Source organism: Variovorax sp. W2I14, assembly GCF_050435205.1.
Classification (GTDB): domain Bacteria; phylum Pseudomonadota; class Gammaproteobacteria; order Burkholderiales; family Burkholderiaceae_C; genus Variovorax; species Variovorax paradoxus_C.
Genome location: NZ_JBNDJX010000001.1, coordinates 6,953,011 through 6,969,555, shown reverse-complemented (window position 1 = coordinate 6,969,555; position 16,545 = coordinate 6,953,011). Strand labels below are relative to the sequence as shown.

Annotated in this window: 18 protein-coding genes; 7 read left to right on the top strand and 11 right to left on the bottom strand. The window is 65.0% G+C overall.

All coding sequences use genetic code 11. The annotated features are described in order from the left end of the window. Positions 1-31: 31 nt before the first annotated feature. Positions 32-430, bottom strand: coding sequence for a YbaN family protein (locus QF040_RS32370; protein ID WP_429614321.1), 399 nt, complete (start codon positions 428-430; stop codon positions 32-34). Positions 431-590: 160 nt separating this feature from the next. On the opposite strand from QF040_RS32370, the gene QF040_RS32365 reads away from it, so the two are divergent. Together QF040_RS32365 and QF040_RS32360 are read left to right on the top strand one after the other, a co-directional pair. Continuing rightward, positions 591-956, top strand: a complete 366-nt coding sequence (locus tag QF040_RS32365) for a glutaredoxin domain-containing protein (protein ID WP_429614320.1) — start codon at positions 591-593, stop codon at positions 954-956. 96 nt (positions 957-1,052) lie between these two features. Further along, complete coding sequence (locus QF040_RS32360) at positions 1,053-1,472, top strand: hypothetical protein (protein ID WP_429614319.1); 420 nt, start codon at positions 1,053-1,055, stop codon at positions 1,470-1,472. Positions 1,473-1,538: 66 nt separating this feature from the next. Here QF040_RS32360 and QF040_RS32355 read toward each other — a convergent pair whose 3' ends face one another. Then, entirely contained in the window at positions 1,539-1,721 is a 183-nt protein-coding gene (locus tag QF040_RS32355) for a hypothetical protein (protein ID WP_429614318.1), read from the bottom strand. A gap of 608 nt (positions 1,722-2,329) precedes the next feature. Here QF040_RS32355 and QF040_RS32350 point away from each other — a divergent pair. Beyond that, on the top strand, positions 2,330-3,079 hold the full coding sequence (locus QF040_RS32350) for an SDR family oxidoreductase (RefSeq protein WP_429614317.1): 750 nt from the start codon (positions 2,330-2,332) through the stop codon (positions 3,077-3,079). A gap of 55 nt (positions 3,080-3,134) precedes the next feature. Here the strand turns inward: QF040_RS32350 and cynS are convergent, their stop codons facing one another. Next, the gene (cynS, locus tag QF040_RS32345) at positions 3,135-3,578 is read right to left on the bottom strand and encodes a cyanase (protein WP_429614316.1); all 444 of its coding nucleotides are present in this window, start codon (positions 3,576-3,578) and stop codon (positions 3,135-3,137) included. Between the two features lie 198 nt (positions 3,579-3,776). After that, positions 3,777-4,199 carry a DUF1348 family protein gene (locus QF040_RS32340; protein WP_429614315.1) on the bottom strand — a complete coding sequence of 141 codons (423 nt, stop codon included), beginning with the start codon at positions 4,197-4,199 and terminating at the stop codon, positions 3,777-3,779. A 97-nt stretch (positions 4,200-4,296) separates the two neighbouring features. Between QF040_RS32340 and QF040_RS32335 the strand changes: the two genes are divergently transcribed. After that, the gene (locus QF040_RS32335) at positions 4,297-4,908 is read left to right on the top strand and encodes a TetR/AcrR family transcriptional regulator (protein ID WP_429614314.1); all 612 of its coding nucleotides are present in this window, start codon (positions 4,297-4,299) and stop codon (positions 4,906-4,908) included. Here QF040_RS32335 and QF040_RS32330 read toward each other — a convergent pair. Then, complete coding sequence (locus QF040_RS32330) at positions 4,886-6,547, bottom strand: L-lactate permease (protein WP_307643439.1); 1,662 nt, start codon at positions 6,545-6,547, stop codon at positions 4,886-4,888. The two genes, QF040_RS32335 and QF040_RS32330, sit on opposite strands and share 23 nt — an antisense overlap. 147 nt (positions 6,548-6,694) lie before the next feature. On the opposite strand from QF040_RS32330, the gene QF040_RS32325 reads away from it, so the two are divergent. The 3 genes from QF040_RS32325 (at position 6,695) to QF040_RS32315 (ending at position 10,384) form a co-directional block, all read left to right on the top strand. Then, positions 6,695-7,579, top strand: a complete 885-nt coding sequence (locus QF040_RS32325) for a LysR substrate-binding domain-containing protein (protein WP_307684636.1) — start codon at positions 6,695-6,697, stop codon at positions 7,577-7,579. Between the two features lie 162 nt (positions 7,580-7,741). Continuing rightward, positions 7,742-8,899, top strand: coding sequence for an alpha-hydroxy acid oxidase (locus QF040_RS32320; RefSeq protein WP_429614313.1), 1,158 nt, complete (start codon positions 7,742-7,744; stop codon positions 8,897-8,899). A 150-nt stretch (positions 8,900-9,049) separates the two neighbouring features. Beyond that, entirely contained in the window at positions 9,050-10,384 is a 1,335-nt protein-coding gene (locus QF040_RS32315) for an MFS family transporter (protein ID WP_307643441.1), read from the top strand. Positions 10,385-10,480: 96 nt separating this feature from the next. Here QF040_RS32315 and QF040_RS32310 read toward each other — a convergent pair whose 3' ends face one another. The 6 genes from QF040_RS32310 to QF040_RS32285 are packed head-to-tail and all read right to left on the bottom strand — an operon-like array spanning position 10,481 to position 16,540. After that, positions 10,481-10,810: an L-rhamnose mutarotase gene (locus tag QF040_RS32310; protein ID WP_429614312.1), complete on the bottom strand. Its 330-nt coding sequence runs from the start codon at positions 10,808-10,810 to the stop codon at positions 10,481-10,483. 48 nt (positions 10,811-10,858) lie between these two features. Further along, positions 10,859-11,638, bottom strand: coding sequence for an SDR family oxidoreductase (locus QF040_RS32305; RefSeq protein WP_307650442.1), 780 nt, complete (start codon positions 11,636-11,638; stop codon positions 10,859-10,861). Positions 11,639-11,670: 32 nt separating this feature from the next. Further along, positions 11,671-12,951 (bottom strand): L-fuconate dehydratase, encoded by a 1,281-nt coding sequence (locus tag QF040_RS32300; protein ID WP_429614311.1) that lies wholly within the window; start codon positions 12,949-12,951, stop codon positions 11,671-11,673. 27 nt (positions 12,952-12,978) lie between these two features. Next, a complete protein-coding gene (locus QF040_RS32295) occupies positions 12,979-13,932 on the bottom strand; it encodes an ABC transporter substrate-binding protein (RefSeq protein WP_307509835.1) in 954 nt (317 codons plus the stop codon). A 48-nt stretch (positions 13,933-13,980) separates the two neighbouring features. Further along, on the bottom strand, positions 13,981-15,012 hold the full coding sequence (locus QF040_RS32290; protein ID WP_429614310.1) for an ABC transporter permease: 1,032 nt from the start codon (positions 15,010-15,012) through the stop codon (positions 13,981-13,983). Between the two features lie 16 nt (positions 15,013-15,028). Further along, positions 15,029-16,540 carry a sugar ABC transporter ATP-binding protein gene (locus QF040_RS32285; protein ID WP_429614309.1) on the bottom strand — a complete coding sequence of 504 codons (1,512 nt, stop codon included), beginning with the start codon at positions 16,538-16,540 and terminating at the stop codon, positions 15,029-15,031. Positions 16,541-16,545 lie beyond the last annotated feature (5 nt).

Genomic DNA, 16,545 nt, shown 5'->3' with positions numbered 1-16,545 from the left:
AATATGCGACGAAGCGCCGCATTTCGGCACATCACTGCGGCGGAGCCGGCAACGGCCGCGACCACAGCCACGTCAGCACGACGGCCATGCACCCGATGGCCAGCACGGCCATCCATACCCGATGAGCCGTGAAAGACACGATGACGGCGCAGGCCGCCATGGTGATGGTCGCGCTCCACTTCGCGCGCCGGCTCACGGTGCGGCCGTTCTCCCAGTTGCGCAGCAGCGGACCGAAGATGCGGTGATTGCGCAGCCACGCGTGCAGCCGCGGCGAGCTGCGCGCCGCCGCCCATGCGGCCATCAGGATGAACACGGTCGTCGGCATGCCGGGCAGCACGACGCCGATGAGCCCGAGGACGAGGCACAGCACCGCGAAGCAATGCAGCAGCACGCGTGCAAGCAGCGACAGGGGCTTGGGGCCAGGGTTCAACGCAACGTTCTCGAAAAGGATCGGATGGCGACGGCGGACCGGACCGGTACTTTCGCCGGTGCCCATTCTTCACCAGCTTGCGGCCCGAGTGCCAAGGAACGGGCAGAACGCCGACGGAGCGCCGGGCACTTACAGTCACGCGAACCGATGAAAGACCCCCATGCCCCGTCCCGTTCTCGAAGAAGCCCGCATCCATCCCGCCATCCGCACCAAGGTCGCCGAGAGCCGCCAGACCATCGTCCGCGAGGTCATGGCAGCCATTGCGGCCAACGATGTGGTCGTGGTGGGCATGGGCATCAACCCGCATCCGAAGCAGGCGCGCAAGGCGCTCGACGCGATCGGGCAGCCGTACAAGTACCTCGAATACGGCAACTACCTGAGCCAATGGCGCGACCGCAACGCGCTCAAGATGTGGACCGGCTGGCCGACGTTTCCGATGGTGTTCGTGAAGGGCTCGCTGGTGGGAGGTGCTTCGGATTTGCAGAAGCTCATCGACAGCGGCGAGCTGAAGGGTCTTCTCGGCTGACCGACTGCGGCCGGACACTCCGATATCCCGCGGCACCGAAGGGACGGTAAAGTCCCATCCCGGCATCGAAAGCAATTTCAGAAAGGGAGCTTCACCATGTTTTTTCATTCCACCTTCCCGCGCAAGACTGTCGCCTTGTTCTTGGCCTCGCTTCTGATGGGCGCCTCCGCGGCACATGCCGTCGAAGCAACGCCCTGGCCGTTGGGTGAGCAAGGTGTTCTGGTCGAAAGATTGCCCGCACCGGTTCACGCCGGGAGCGTCATCGTCGAGGAAACAGGCGCACATGGTGTCGATGCGCAGGGCGTCAAACGCCATCTGGCAGCGAACCTGAAGACCGACATGGGTCTTTACCCACGCAGCGAGGCACGGTCTTTCTTCGGTGGCGATGTGAAGATGGACTATCGGGTCGCGCGTCCCGCAATCGATCGTCCTTTCGGCGACGAGCGCGCCATTGTGGAATTGCCCAAGGTGTCGAGTGCTTTACAGCGTGCGATCCGGGCGATTTCCACGAACTGATCTCCCGTCATCCCGGCCTTGACGCCTCCCGCCAGAGCAAACTGCACGAAGGGTTGGCACGTCCCGTCAGCGCGCTTTTTCCAAGCCCTCGCATTGGCATTCGATATCCGCGTGCAACATGCCGAGCGAGGCGATTGCCAACCGCTGAAGCGATGCGCGATCGGCCGCGCTGAACAGCGGCACCGGGGCGGGGCCATCCGATGAACGCGCTTCATCGCGTCGATCTTCATCCCACGCGAGCAACTCCATCAGCGTGTGCGCCCCCCTGCACCACGTCGCGCGCATCGTTGAGGAACAAGGCGTATCGCCGCTCCTTGTGGTCGAGCCCCTGCAAGGGATTCCACACAAAGGGTTTGAACTCCGCACTGTCATGCGCAGTGCTTGATGACTCGGCCATGTCGGCCCTCCCTGTCGGTTCAGCTTTGCTACAACCGCTGCATTCGCTGTCAAACGAAGGCGGCGGCTCGAACGGGTTGACAGACCGGGAACCGCTAGGCGAAACCGGCAGGGCGCGAGCCCTCCCATCCGAGCCGCCTAAAAGGAGGCCGGAATGGCAAAAGCCGCAAACCATTGCGGGTATGCGGCTTTCACCGCGGTTCTTTCAGGCTGTCAAACCCGGCCTCGCTCATCACGAGGCGACTGGAATGTAGCGGTGGGGTTGGCTCGCGTCAATCGATCCTCTGCATCCGCCGAGACATACGCCAACAAGCGCACGACTCCCGCATCACGTTTCGCAGAATCAGGCAAGAACCCCGTTCAATCCGGATACCGCTCCAACCCTCATCCGCACGAAACTTCTCTCCATGCCCGGCGCACCGTTCGCGCCATGGTCCACCACCCAGCACGAGGAGTTTTGTATGAGCGCAATCCAGGAAAAAGTCGTCCTCATCACCGGTGCGAGCAGCGGGATCGGCGAGGCCACCGCGCGGCTGCTGGCGCGGCGTGAGGCCAGCGTGGTGCTCGGGGCGCGGCGCACCGACAGGCTCGAAGCCCTCGCGGCCGAGATCAACGCCACGGGCGGCTCGGCGAGCTTCCAGCATCTCGACGTGACGCACCGCCCCAGCGTGGAGGCCTTCGCCGAGTTCGCCTTCGACACGCACGGCCAGATCGACGTGCTGGTCAACGCGGCGGGCGTGATGCCGATGTCGCCGCTGTGGAACCGCAAGATCGAGGAGTGGGAACTCATGATCGACGTGAACCTGCGCGGCGTGCTGCTCGGCGTGGCCGCCGTGCTGCCGACGATGCAGTTGCAGGGCTGGGGCCACATCGTGAACGTGGCGCCCGTGGCCGTGCAGGGCGTGACGCCGGAGTCGGCCGTCTACCACGGCACGCAGTACGCGGTGAACGCGATCTCCGAGGGGCTGCGCCAGGAGCATGCGGGCCACCTGCACGTCACGGTCGTGAGCCCCGACGTGACCGGCTTCAGCGACCCGCTGGCCGAGCGCCTGGCGGCGAGCTACAGCGTCGAGCGCATGCGCACCCGGCGGCGCCTTGCCTCGCCGGTCGAGAGCGTCGCGCGATCGGTGGCCGGCGCCATCGAAGGCTACGGCATCACGATGCCGGTGCGGCCGGGTACGGTGTCGAGGTCGGCCGAGCACGCGTGGTGATCAGCAAGACCGGCAAGTTCGGCGAGTCCGACAAACGCGCCGAGCGGCGGCCGCGTCAGTAGGTCTTGTAGGGCAGGAACTTGCCCGACAGAACCACGTTGACGCGGTCGCCCTTCGGGTCGGCCTGGCGCTGGATGTCCATGCTGAAGTCGATGGCGCTCATGATGCCGTCGCCGAACTCCTCGTGGATCAGCTCCTTGATGGTGGTGCCGTACACGCTCACGATCTCGTACCAGCGATAGATGAGCGGATCGGTCGGCACGGGCGTGGGCAGCGAGCCCTTGTAGGGCACGACCTGGAGCCACTTCTGCTCTTCCGCGGTGAGGCCGAAGATCTTGCCGATGACCTTGGCCTGCTTGTCGTCGAGCGTCATCTGGCCGAGGCACGCGGCGGTGGTCCACTCCTTCGACTGGCCGACCTTCTTGGCCACGTCGGCCCATTGGATGCCCTTGGACACCTTCACGGTGATGATCTTCTCGGTGACGTCGTTGCGGTTCATGGCGCTTGGCTCCTGGGTGAAAGGGGATGGAGGGGATAGAGGAGGACAAGCAACAGACATGCCCAGCGGTGTTGCTCCCTCTCCCCTTGGGGAGAGGGTTGGGGTGAGGGTGCGGCGGCGATGGGGGAAGCGCGGCCTCGCGAAGGCCGCACCCTCACCCTGGCCCTCTCCCGCAAGCGGGAGAGGGGACAACACCGGTCAGCGCTCCCAGCGGAACTTGCGATCCGACTCCGCGATGGGCTGGTCGTTGATGCTCGCGTAGCGCTTCTGCATCAGGCCGTTCTCGGCGAACTCCCAGTTCTCGTTGCCGTGGCTGCGGAACCACTGGCCCGCGGCGTCGTGCCATTCGTACTCGAAGCGCACCGCGATGCGGTTGTCCATGAAGGCCCAGAGCGTTTTCTTCAAACGGTAGTCGTGCTCGCGCTCCCACTTGCGGGTGAGGAACTCCACCACCTGCTCGCGGCCGTTGACGAAGTCGGCGCGGTTGCGCCACTCGGTGTCGGGCGTGTAGGCCAGGCTCACGCGAACCGGGTCGCGGGTGTTCCAGGCGTCCTCGGCGGCCTGGACCTTCTTGGTCGCGGTCTCGAGGGTGAAGGGCGGCAGGGGCGGGCGGGATTCCATGAAGAGTCTTTCAATGGTTGAGGGGTTGTCGAGGCCCGCAATGTGCCACGAGTAGACAGACCTGTCTACATGCTGGCGAACTGCCTACAATCGCCGCATGGACATCTCGGCACTGCCCGCGCGCGAGCGCATCCTCGTCACCTCGCACGACCTCTTCTATCGCGACGGCATCCGCGCCACCGGCATCGACCGCGTGATCGCCGCCTCTGGCGTCACCAAGGTCACCTTCTACCGGCACTTCCCCTCCAAGGACGACCTGGTGCGCGAGTTTCTCGACCATCGGCACACGCGGTGGATGGCATGGTTCGTCGATGCGCTGGGCCGGCGCGGCGCGCACGAGCGCGCGGGCGATGCCAACGCCCTGCTGCTGCTGGCCGATGTGATGGCCGAGTGGTTCGCCGACCCGGTGTTTCGCGGCTGCGCGTTCATCAACGCGACGGCCGAAGTAGGCGGCAGCGTGGAAGGCGCACTGGAACGATCGCGCGAGCACAAGCGCGAAATGGTCGAGGTGATCGCAGGCCTCTTGCCCGCGCAAACGCCGGCACGCATGGCGCTCGCGCAGGCCGCGGGCATCGGCATCGACGGCGCCATCATCAAGGCCCAGATGGGCGATGCCGCCGTGGCGCGCGAAGCCGTGAGCGACCTGCGACGGCTGCTGGAGGCGCTGGTGGCCTCCGTCGAACAAACTACTTCACGACCATCAGCGTGAACGGCCACACATAAGCCTGCAGCGTCACGTAGAAACCCACGAGGCAGGCCAGCGCAATGGAGTGAAAGAACACGTAGCGCAGGATCTCGCCCTCGTGGTTGAACCAGCGCGTGGCGGTGGAGGCCACCACGATCGACTGCGCATCGATCATCTTGCCCATCACGCCGCCCGAGCTGTTGGCCGCGCCCATGAGGTTGGGGCTCAGGCCCAGTTGGTCGGCCGCGACCTTCTGCATGCCGCCGAAGAGCACGTTCGATGCGGTGTCCGAGCCCGTGAGCGCCACGCCCAGCCAACCCATCAGCGTGCCAAAGAACGGATAGAACACGCCCGTGTTGGCAAAGGCCAGGCCCAGCGTCGTATCGAGCCCCGAGTAGCGCGTGAGCGTGCCGAGCGCGAGCATCAGCATGATGGTGAGCAGCGAGAACTTCACCAGCCACAGCGTGCGGCCGTAGGCGGCGACGAGCTGGACCGGGTTGTACTTCATCACCAGCCCGCCCACGAGAGCCGCCACCAGAATGCCGGTGCCCGTGGCCGAGAGCAGCAGCAGCTGGTACACCGCGCCCTCCTTCGTCGGCTTGGGCACCACCGGCGCCACCTTCTCGATCATGTTGTGCAGGCCGTCGATGGGGAAGTTGGGCGCGAAGATGCCGTTGAGCCAGGTCTTGACCACCGGCAGGCCCCAGATGAAGACGAACACGGTGAGGATGAGCCAGGGCGTCCAGGCGCGCACGATGTCGGCGCTCGAATGCTTCTTGGGCGCGACCGCGGGGCCGGCCTCGCCGCCGTCTTTCTCGTGACCCTTGAGCGAGACCGAGGTCCACACGGTCTTCGGTTTCCACACGCGCAAAAAGAGCACCAGGCACACCATCGAGACGATGGCCGCGATGATGTCCACCAGCTCGGGGCCGATGTAGTTCGACACCAGGAACTGCGGAATCGCGAACGACAGGCCCGTCACCAGAATGGCCGGCCACACCTCCATCATTCCCTTGCGCCCCGCGAAGGCCCAGATGAGCCAGAACGGCACCAGCAACGAGAAGAACGGCAGCTGCCGCCCGATCATCGCGGTGACGGCCATGAGGTCGTAGCCGTGCACCTTGGCCAGCGTGATCACCGGCGTTCCCAGCGCGCCGAAGGCCACCGGCGCGGTGTTGGCGATGAGCGAGAGCCCCGAGGCCGCGAGCGGCGAGAAGCCCAGGCCGATGAGGATCGCGGCCGTCACCGCCACCGGCGTGCCGAAGCCCGCCGCGCCTTCGAAGAAAGCGCCGAAGGCAAAGGCGATGAGCAGCAGCTGCAGGCGCCTGTCTTCGGTGATGCCGGCAATCGAGTCCTGCAATATCTGGAAGCTGCCGTTCTGCTGCGTGAGCTGCTGCAGGAAGATGATGTTCAGCACGATCCAGCCGATGGGCAGGAGGCCGGTGATGCCGCCGAGAAAGGCCGCCTTGCCCGCCATGTCGGCCGGCATGCCGAAGGCGAAGACCGCGATGAGCACGGCGCTCAGCAGGCCGAGCCCCGCCGCGTAATGCGCCTTCACGTGCAAGAGCCCGAGGCACACGAGCATGACCACCACCGGTATCGCGGCCAGTGCCGTCGATACCACCATATTGCCGAACGGGTTGTAGACCTGTTGCCAGACCATGGGTTTGTCTCCTGTTGGATTTGGTTATGAGACGGTGTGCGGAACGCACCGAAAAATCGCCGAAGGCAACACAAGACAAACGAGAACGACGCCACGAGCCACCGACAGCGATTCGCTAACATCCTACCCCCCGGCACGCAACAGCACATGGCATCCACGCGACTCCCCTCGACCCAGGGCCTGCAGGCCTTCGAGGCCGTCGCACGGCTGCGCAGCGTGAACCTCGCGGCCGAAGAACTCAGCGTGACGCCCAGCGCGGTGAGCCACCGCATCCGGCAGCTGGAGACGCAGCTCGAACTCAAGCTCTTCACCGGCAACGACTTCGGCCTGAGCGCCGACGGCGTGGCGTATCTCGCCCGCGTGCGCGAGGCCATTGCGGCGCTGCAGCAGGTGCCGGGGCGCGAGCCCGAGTCGCAGGTGCGGCGGCTGCGCGTGGCGGTCACGCCCACGTTCTCCCGCCAGATGCTGCTGCCCCGGCTCGCGCGGTTTCGCGATGCCTATCCGAACATCGAACTGATGCTGCAGGTGACCATGCCGGTGCGCAACCTCACGGCCGAAGAGGCCGACCTGGAGCTGCGCTTCGGCACCGGGCCTTTTCACGACCGCGAGTTCTGCCAGTTGCTGGCCGACGACGTGGCACCCGCCTGCAGCCCGGCGTATCTGCAGCGCCACGGGCCGTTCGATGGCTTCGCGACCGATGCCGAGGTCTCGCGCGTGCAACTGCTGCGCACGCCCCTCGAATCGTGGCGCACCTGGTTCAAGGCGCACGGCATCGGCCTGCCGGAGCCGGCCACGGGCCACCAGTTCAACGACTTGGGCCTGGCGCTCGACGCGGCGGCCGAGGACTTCGGCGTGGTGCTCATGCACCTGAAGCTGGGCAGCGCGTGGCTGGACAACGGGCGCCTGGTACGGCTCTCGGCCGAGAGCGTGCCCTCGCCCAACGCCTACTTCCTGTGCTGGCGTCCGGGGGCGATGGAGCGCTGGGAGTGCGCGACCTTCGTCGAATGGCTGCGGCAGGCGCTGCGCGACTGATGGATTGATCGACGGCCCGGCCGGCTGAATTCTTTTCAGGCACGGCCCGGGTATTTTTCAGATCGGGTTCCGTTTCGGACGCCACACTCGGCCCGCGGCGGAGCCTGCCCATAATCCCCGCTCGCGCGATCGAACAACAGAGACAACCCAGGAGACTCCCCCGTGGCCGACCTTTCCAAGATCACCAACATCGAAGACCTGCGGGTGATCGCCAAGCGGCGCGTGCCGAAGATGTTCTACGACTACGCCGACTCCGGCGCCTGGACCGAGGGCACCTACCGCGCCAACGAGAGCGACTTCCAGAAGATCAAGCTGCGCCAGCGCGTGGCGGTGAACATGGAGGGCCGCTCCACGCGCACCACCATGATCGGCCAGGACGTGGCGATGCCCGTCGCCATCGCGCCCACCGGCCTCACCGGCATGCAGCATGCGGACGGCGAGATCCTCGGCGCCCGCGCGGCCAAGGCCTTCGGCATTCCGTTCACGCTCTCGACCATGAGCATCTGCTCGCTGGAAGACATCGCCGAAAACACCGACCGCCATCCCTTCTGGTTCCAGCTCTACGTGATGAAGGACCGCGACTTCATCGAACGCCTCATCGAGCGCGCCAAGGCGGCGAACGTGACGGCGCTGCAGCTCACGCTGGACCTGCAGATCCTCGGCCAGCGCCACAAGGACATCAAGAACGGGCTTACCGCGCCGCCCAAGCCCACCATCAGGAACCTCATCAATCTCGCGACCAAGCCGCACTGGTGCATGGGCATGCTGGGCACGAAGCGCCGCACCTTCGGCAACATCGCGGGGCATGCGAAGGGCGTGAAGGATCTGTCGTCGCTCTCTTCGTGGACCGCCGAACAGTTCGACCCCGCATTGAGCTGGGCCGACGTGGAGTGGATCAAGAAGCTCTGGGGCGGCAAGCTCATCCTGAAGGGCATCATGGACGTGGAAGACGCGCGCCTCGCGGCGAGCAGCGGCGCCGATGCGCTCATCGTGTCGAACCACGGCGGCCGCCAGCTCGACGGCGCGCCCTCCTCCATTGCCGCGCTGCCGGCCATCGTCGAAGCGGTGGGCAGCGAGATCGAGGTGTGGATGGACGGCGGCATCCGCAGCGGACAGGACGTGCTCAAGGCCCGCGCGCTCGGCGCCCGCGGCACGATGATCGGCCGTAGCTTTCTCTACGGCCTCGGCGCCCACGGGCAAGAGGGCGTGACGCGGGCGCTGCAGATCATCCACAAGGAACTGGACATCACCATGGCCTTCTGCGGCCACACGCAGATCGACACGGTCAACTCCGGCATCCTGCTGCCCGGCACCTTCTGAAGAGAAGAAAGAGACAGGTAAGAGGCAGGGCCGACAAGGCCACTTCGACGGCAGGTGGATGCGGCGCCTGCTGACACGCGCAGCGGGCGTGCGGGACAGAATGTTGCAGCAGACAACAACACAGCCGCCCTGCATGGCGGCACAGCCACCATGAGCGCAGTCACGCCCACTCAAGGAGGCCAGACGGCCTCTTCCTCTTCGCCCCCGCACTACACCGCCGAAGAAAAACGGCACCGCGTCTTCGCCATCATGGCGGCCTCGTCGGGCAATCTGGTCGAGTGGTTCGACTTCTACGTCTACGCGTTCTCGGCGCTCTATTTCGCGCCGGCCTTCTTTCCCAAATCGGACCCCACCGCGCAGCTGCTCAACACGGCCGGCGTGTTCGCGGCCGGCTTCCTCATGCGGCCCATCGGCGGCTGGCTCTTCGGCCGCGTGGCCGACCGGCTCGGGCGCAAGACCTCGATGCTCATCTCCGTGACGATGATGTGCGGCGGCTCGCTCGTCATCGCGTGCCTGCCGACCTACGCGCAGATCGGTGCGTGGGCACCGTTTCTGCTGCTGGTGTGCCGTCTGTTCCAGGGCCTCTCGGTCGGTGGCGAATACGGCACCACGGCGACCTACATGAGCGAGGTCGCGTTGCGCGGACAGCGCGGCTTCTTCTCGTCGTTCCAGTACGTCACGCTGATCGGCGGGCAATTGCTCGCGGTGCTGGTGATCGTGGTGCTCGAGCAGTTGCTCACCGAGGCCGAACTCAAGTCGTGGGGCTGGCGCATTCCGTTCGTGATCGGCGCCATCGCCGCGGTCGTCGCGCTGCTGCTGCGCCGCACGCTGCATGAAACGCAGAGCGCCGAAGCCAAGGCCAACAAGGAGGCCGGCAGCATGGCCGGGCTCTTCAAGCACCACACGCCGGCATTCCTCACGGTGCTGGGCTACACGGCCGGCGGCTCGCTGATCTTCTACACCTTCACCACCTACATGCAGAAGTACCTGGTGAACACGGTGCACCTGCCGATCAAGACGGCTAGCTATGTGATGACCGGCGCGCTGTTCGTCTACATGTGCATGCAGCCGGTGTTCGGCGCGCTGTCGGACCGCATCGGGCGGCGCAACAACATGCTGCTGTTCGGTGGCCTCGGTGCGCTTGCGACCGTGCCGATCCTGACGGCGCTGCAGCACACGACGAGCCCCGTACTGGCCTTCGTGCTGATCATCGTGGCGCTGGCGATCGTGAGCTTCTACACGTCGATCAGCGGTATCGTGAAGGCGGAGATGTTTCCGCCTGAGGTGCGTGCTCTCGGTGTCGGCTTGGCCTACGCTGTGGCGAATGCGATCTTCGGTGGGTCGGCCGAGTACGTGGCGCTCGGGCTCAAGTCACTGGGGCATGAGTCGGCGTTCTTCTGGTACGTGAGCGGGATGATGGTGATTGCGTTCCTCGTCAGCCTGCGGCTGCCGCGGCAAGCGAGCTATTTGCATCACGATCATTGATGCGAAATCATCGAAGCTCATCATGAAGATGGCCTACCCGCCCAGTGGTCGGGCCGTGGATTGACAGCAAGCGGACCCTTCGGGGTCCGTTTTTCGTTACAGCTCGAAGATCCGCTCCATCCCCACCCACTTCTCCCCTTCAGGCGTCCACGGCGTAGGCGCCTGAAACTTCCACATCAGCGCCTCCCACTCCCGAATCTTCGGATCGCTGCCCGTTGCAGCCGCCATCGCCTCCGCGTCATACCGCGCGTCGTCCGTCTCCATCAGCATCACCATCCGTGTGCCGAGCCGGTAGATCTCCATCCCCGTCACGCCATGCGCATGCAGGTGCGCGCGCACCTCGGGCCAGATGTTGCGGTGATAGGCCTCGTACTCGGCGATCAGTGCCGGGTCGTCTTTCAGGTCGAGGGCAAGGCAGTGGCGCATGGGTCGTTCGATCCGGTAGTCGATAGAAGAAAAAAGAGCGATGAGAGATCAGGTCAGCGCCCGGTCCAGATGCGTATACCCACCATCCACGAACACCCACTGCCCCGTCGTGTGTGAGGAAGCAGTGTCGGACAGCAGGAACACCACGGAATTCGCAATCTCCTGCGGCGTCGTCATCCGGCGCCCCAGCGGAATCTTGTCGGTGATCGTCGCGAGCTTGCGGTCGGGCTCGTCGAAGGCCGAGATCCAGCGCTGGTACAGCGGCGTCATCACCTCGGCGGGAATCACCGCGTTGACACGCACGCCATCCTCCAGCAAGGAAGCCGCCCACTCGCGCGTCAGCGACAACTGCGCGCCCTTGGCCGCGGTGTAGCCGCTGGTATTGCCCTGCCCGGTCAGCGCGGTCTTCGACGAAATGTTCACGATGGCACCGCGGCTCGCCTTCAGATGCGGCAGGCAGAAATGCGCCATCACGTAGTAGTGAATGAGGTTCCGGTCCAGCGACGCGATGAACGCTTCGCGCCCGGCCTCGAGCCCCACGCTGTCGTTCACACCCGCGTTGTTGACCAGCCCATCGATACGCCCGAACTCCGCGACCGTACTTTCTATCGCCTTGCCGCAAGCCGCTTCTTCCATCAGCTCGAATTGAAGAAACCGCGCCCGCGGCTGCAATCCGCGCAGTTCCTCCTCGAACGCCGCATCCAGCGGATTCTTCCCGCAGATCACCGGCACCGCGCCCTCACGCGCAAGCGTGAGCGAAATGGCCGCTCCGATGCCGCTGCCGCCACCGGTGACGAGCACCACCTTGTCTTTCAGATTCAAGTCCATGACTGCGCGACGCCCTTCCTGTCGTTGTTCATTTACCCGCGAAAGCGATAACGCTCGAGCGACGCTGGCTTCATCGTGATCGAGAAGCCCGCTCCCGTCGGCGGGAAGTACGCCGCATCGCGAACCACGCAGGGCTCGACGAAGTGCTCGTGCAGGTGGTCCACATACTCGATCACCCGCCCTTCGCGCGTGCCCGAGATGCACAGGTAATCGATCATCGACAGGTGCTGCACGTACTCGCACAGCCCCACTCCGCCCGCGTGCGGGCACACGGGCAGCTTGTACTTCGCGGCCATCAGCATCACCGCGAGGATTTCGTTCACCCCGCCGAGCCGGCATGAATCGATCTGCACCACGTCGATGGCGCCGCGCATGATGAACTGCTTGAACATGATGCGGTTCTGGCACATCTCGCCAGTGGCCACCTTCACAACCGGCGCGATGCCTTCGCGGATCTTGCGATGGCCTTCGACGTCGTCCGGACTCGTCGGCTCCTCGATGAACCACGGCTTGGCGAATGCGAGTTGCTTCACCCAGTCGATGGCTTGGTCGACCTCCCACACCTGGTTGGCGTCGATCATCAGATGGCGATCGGGCCCCAGCACTTCGCGCGCCACCGTCAGCCGACGGATGTCGTCCTGCAGGTCGCGCCCCACCTTGAGCTTGACGTGGTTGAAGCCTGCATCCACCGCCTCCTGCGCGAGCCGCCGCAGCTTCTCGTCGGAGTAGCCGAGCCAGCCCGCCGACGTCGTGTAGCAGGGGTAGCCCTCGGCCTTCAGCGTGGCAATGCGCTCGGCCTTGCCGACGGAGGCTTCGCGCAACAACACCAGCGCTTCCTCGGGCGTGATGCAGTCGGTGATGTAGCGAAAGTCGATGCAGCGCACGAGCTCTTCAGGGCTCATGTCCGCCACCAGTTGCCACACCGGCTTGCCTTCGGACTTGGCCCACAGGTCCCACATCGCATTGACCACCGCGCCGGTCGCCAGATGGATCGCGCCCTTGTCCGGGCCGATCCAGCGCAGCTGGCTGTCGGAGGTGATGTGCCGCCAGAAGCGGCCCATGTCCTCGGCCACCCACTTGAGGTCGAGCCCGACGACGAGGTGACGCATCGACTCGATGGCTGCGCAGCAGATCTCGTTGCCGCGTCCGATGGTGAAGGTCAGGCCGTGGCCTTCGAGCCCCGGCTGGTCGGTCTCCAGCACGACGTACGCCGCGGAGTAGTCCGGGTCGGGGTTCATCGCGTCGGAGCCGTCGAGCTGCTGCGAAGTGGGAAAGCGCACGTCCAGTACGCGCATGGATCGAACGATGGTCATGAACGGGGTCTTCAGAGAAAAAGGAAATCAGTCGTACAGAACCGCCGCGATCTTCGGGTCGGCGATGTTCGTCTTGTCGTACCAGAAGAAGCCCGTGTCCACGATCTTGGGCAGCTTCTCGCCCTTGATCGCCTTCACCGCCATCTCCACGGTCTTGTAGCCCATGCCCACCGGGTTCTGCGTGATCGCGCCGGCCATGCTGCCGTCGACGATCGCGTTCTTCTGCTGCTTGCCGGAGTCGTAGCCGATGATCACGATCTTGCCGTTGCGCTTCATCTCCTTCACGCCGTTGACCACGCCGATGGCGGAGCCCTCGTTGGCGCCGAAGATGCCCTTGAGGTTCGGCGAGGCCTGCAGGATCGATTTGGTGATCTCGGTCGATTTCAGCTGGTCGCCGCCGCCGTACTGCACGCTCACGATCTTGATGTTCGGGTAGGTCGACTTGATGCGGTTGACGAACCCATCGCGCCGGTCCACGCCGGTGCGGCTGGTCTGGTCGTGCACGACCAGCGCGACCTCGCCCGACTTGCCGATCAGCTCGGCCATCTTGTCGGCGGCCAGCGCCGCAGCGGCCTTGTTGTCGGTCGTGGTGGTGGTCACGGGAATGTCGCTGTCCACGCCCGAGTCGAAGGCCACCACCGGAATCTTCGCGGCCTGCGCCTTCTTCAGCAGCGGAATGGCGGCTTGGCTATCAAGTGCTGCGAAGCCGATGGCTTGCGGCTTCTTGGCGAGCGCGGCGGAGAGCATGTCGATCTGCTTGTCGACCATCGCCTCGGTCTCGGGGCCTTCGAAGGTGACCTTGACCTTCAGGTCCTTCGCGGCCTGCTCGGCACCCGATTTCACGGCCTGCCAAAACTGGTGCTGAAAGCCCTTGGAGACGAGCGGGATGTAAATCTCCTGCGCCTGTTGCGCTTGTGCAAGGCCCGACAGGCCGATGAGGGCCGCGCCCAGCGTGGTGGTGACTGCTCTTCGTTGAATCATGCAAAGGTCTCCTGTGGTTGTAGAAATGGGAAATCGGATCGGATCGGGTCAGTGCTTGTTGCTGCTACGGCGGCGCAGGATGTCCGCATACACGGCCAGGATGATGATCACGCCCGTGATCACCGTCTGCCACTCCTGCGCGACCGAAAGAATGCGCAGCCCGTTGGTCAGCACGCTCATGATGAAGGCGCCGATGATCGTGCCGACGATGGTGCCGGTGCCGCCGCTGAGCGACGTGCCGCCGATGACCACGGCCGCGATCGCATCGAGCTCGTAGCCCTGCCCGAGCGCCGGCTGCGCCGAGTTCAGCCGCGAGGCGATCAGCAAGCCCGCGATGCCGCAGATGCCGCCGCTCACCGTGTAGACCACGACCTTCCAGAAATCGGTGTTAACGCCCGAGAGGCGCACCGCCTCCTCGTTGCTGCCGAGTGCGAAGGTGTAGCGCCCGAGGATCGTGCGGTTGAGCAAAATGCTCGCTGCCACCGCCACCAGGAACAGGATCAGCACCGCGTTGGGAATCGGCAGCGACGGAATGAGGTCGCCGATCAGCGAATCCTGCGAGATGGCGGTGAAGCCCGGCGTGTCGTTGAAGTAGATCGGCTTGGTGCCCGAGATCACCAGCGACAGTCCTTTGAGCAGCATCATCATCCCGAGCGTCGCGATGAACGGCGGGATCTTGAGCTTGGCGATCAGCACGCCCGAGACGAAGCCGGCCAGCGCGCCGAAGAAGATCGCCGCCGCGATGCCCAGGCCGAGCGGCATGCCCATGTAGGTGAGCACCACGCCGGCCATGACGGCGCAGAAGGTCATGAGCGTGCCCACCGAGAGGTCGATGCCCGCGGTGATGATGACGAAGGTGCATGCGATGGCCAGCACGCCGTTCACCGCGGTCGACTGCAGGATGCTCACTAGGTTGTCGGTCTGCAGGAACTGCGGCGAAGCGAAGCTGAAGAACACCATCAGCGCGATGAGGCTGGCAAATGCCAAGAGTTTTTGCCGCGTGGCTGGGCGAAAGAGCCGCGCCCTCAGCGAGAAGCCGGGTGCGGCAGTGGCGGCGGTGGTAGCAGTGGGGGTCGTCAAAGCGTGTCTCCAGTCTTCATGCGGTGGCTGCAGCTTCGCGCCGGGTGGCGAGCTGCATGATCTTTTCCTGCGAGGCTTCGCGCCCCGCCAGTTCGCCGGTGATGCGGCCTTCGCACATCACCAGCACGCGATGGCTCACGCGCAATATCTCGGGCAGTTCGGAAGAGATGATCACGATGGCCTTGCCCTCGGCGGCCAGCTCGTTGAGCAGGCGATAGATCTCGGCCTTCGCGCCCACGTCGATGCCGCGCGTGGGTTCGTCGAAGAAGAGCACGCTGCAGTCGCGCAGCAGCCACTTGGCGATCACGATCTTCTGCTGGTTGCCGCCCGAGAGCAGCCGCACCTGCTGGTGCACCGAGGGCGTCTTGATGTTGAGCTGCTTCACGTAGCGCTTGCCGGCCGCCTCGATGGCCGCCTGGTCGATGAAGACGCCCATCGATACGAACTTCTTCATGCTCGGCAGCGCGATGTTGGTCTCCACGTCCATGCCGGTGGCCAGGCCGAAGTGCTTGCGGTCTTCGGAGAGGTAGCCGATGCCGTGCGACACCGCATCCTCGGGCGACCTGATCGACACCTTCTTGCCGCGCACGAAGACCTCGCCTGCATCGATGGGGTCGGCGCCGAACACCGCGCGCGCGAGCTCGGTGCGGCCTGCGCCCATGAGCCCCGCAAAGCCCAGGATCTCGCCCCGGCGCAGCACGAAGCTCGCATCGCGCACCATCGCGCCGCGCGTGATGCCACGGGCCTCCAGCACGATCTCGTTGCCCGAAGTGTCGGGAAAATCGTTCTCCACCTCGGTGAGCTGGCGGCCCACCATCATGGCGATGAGCGAATCCATCGGCGTATCGGCCATCGACACGGTGGCGATGTACTGGCCGTCGCGCATCACGGTCACGCGGTCGGCAATGCGCTTCAATTCGTCCATCTTGTGCGAGATGTAGACGATGGCCACGCCCTGCGATTTGAGCTGGCCGATGATGCGGAACAGGTCGGCCACTTCCTCGTTGTTGAGCGCGGCGGTGGGCTCATCCATGATGAGCACGCGCGAATCGAAAGAGAGCGCTTTCGCGATCTCCACCATCTGCTGCTTGGCCACCGTGAGCTCGCCCACCGGCGTGTGCGGGTCGAGCCGCAGGTTCATGCGATCGAAGATGCGCTGTGTCTCGGCGCGCATCGCCTCCTCGTCGATGAAGAAGCCCAAGCGCCCGCGTGGCTCACGGCCGATGAAGATGTTCTGCGCAGCGCTCAGGTGGTTCATCAGGTTGAGTTCCTGATGGATGATCCCGATGCCCAGCGCCTGCGCGGCGCGCGGGCTCGCGACGTCCACTGGCTTGCCGTCGATCAGTACTTCGCCCGAGTCCTTGCTGTAGACGCCGGCCAGCACCTTCATGAGCGTGGATTTGCCCGCGCCGTTCTCGCCCATGAGCGCATGCACCTCGCCGGGCCGCAGATCGAACTGGGCCTTGTCGAGGGCGCGCACGCCGGCAAAGGATTTGCAGAGGTCGCGGATGGTGACGATGGGTTGCATGATGG

Bases quoted from the DNA above. Each gene is read 5' to 3' on its own strand.
- QF040_RS32365 (WP_429614320.1), top strand. From the start codon at position 591: ATGCCCCGTCCCGTTCTCGAAGAAGCCCGCATCCATCCCGCCATCCGC.
- QF040_RS32360 (WP_429614319.1), top strand. From the start codon at position 1,053: ATGTTTTTTCATTCCACCTTCCCGCGCAAGACTGTCGCCTTGTTCTTG.
- QF040_RS32355 (WP_429614318.1), bottom strand. From the start codon at position 1,721: ATGGAGTTGCTCGCGTGGGATGAAGATCGACGCGATGAAGCGCGTTCA.
- QF040_RS32350 (WP_429614317.1), top strand. From the start codon at position 2,330: ATGAGCGCAATCCAGGAAAAAGTCGTCCTCATCACCGGTGCGAGCAGC.
- cynS (WP_429614316.1), bottom strand. From the start codon at position 3,578: ATGAACCGCAACGACGTCACCGAGAAGATCATCACCGTGAAGGTGTCC.
- QF040_RS32340 (WP_429614315.1), bottom strand. From the start codon at position 4,199: ATGGAATCCCGCCCGCCCCTGCCGCCCTTCACCCTCGAGACCGCGACC.
- QF040_RS32335 (WP_429614314.1), top strand. From the start codon at position 4,297: ATGGACATCTCGGCACTGCCCGCGCGCGAGCGCATCCTCGTCACCTCG.
- QF040_RS32330 (WP_307643439.1), bottom strand. From the start codon at position 6,547: ATGGTCTGGCAACAGGTCTACAACCCGTTCGGCAATATGGTGGTATCG.
- QF040_RS32325 (WP_307684636.1), top strand. From the start codon at position 6,695: ATGGCATCCACGCGACTCCCCTCGACCCAGGGCCTGCAGGCCTTCGAG.
- QF040_RS32315 (WP_307643441.1), top strand. From the start codon at position 9,050: ATGAGCGCAGTCACGCCCACTCAAGGAGGCCAGACGGCCTCTTCCTCT.
- QF040_RS32310 (WP_429614312.1), bottom strand. From the start codon at position 10,810: ATGCGCCACTGCCTTGCCCTCGACCTGAAAGACGACCCGGCACTGATC.
- QF040_RS32305 (WP_307650442.1), bottom strand. From the start codon at position 11,638: ATGGACTTGAATCTGAAAGACAAGGTGGTGCTCGTCACCGGTGGCGGC.
- QF040_RS32300 (WP_429614311.1), bottom strand. From the start codon at position 12,951: ATGACCATCGTTCGATCCATGCGCGTACTGGACGTGCGCTTTCCCACT.
- QF040_RS32295 (WP_307509835.1), bottom strand. From the start codon at position 13,932: ATGATTCAACGAAGAGCAGTCACCACCACGCTGGGCGCGGCCCTCATC.
- QF040_RS32285 (WP_429614309.1), bottom strand. From the start codon at position 16,540: ATGCAACCCATCGTCACCATCCGCGACCTCTGCAAATCCTTTGCCGGC.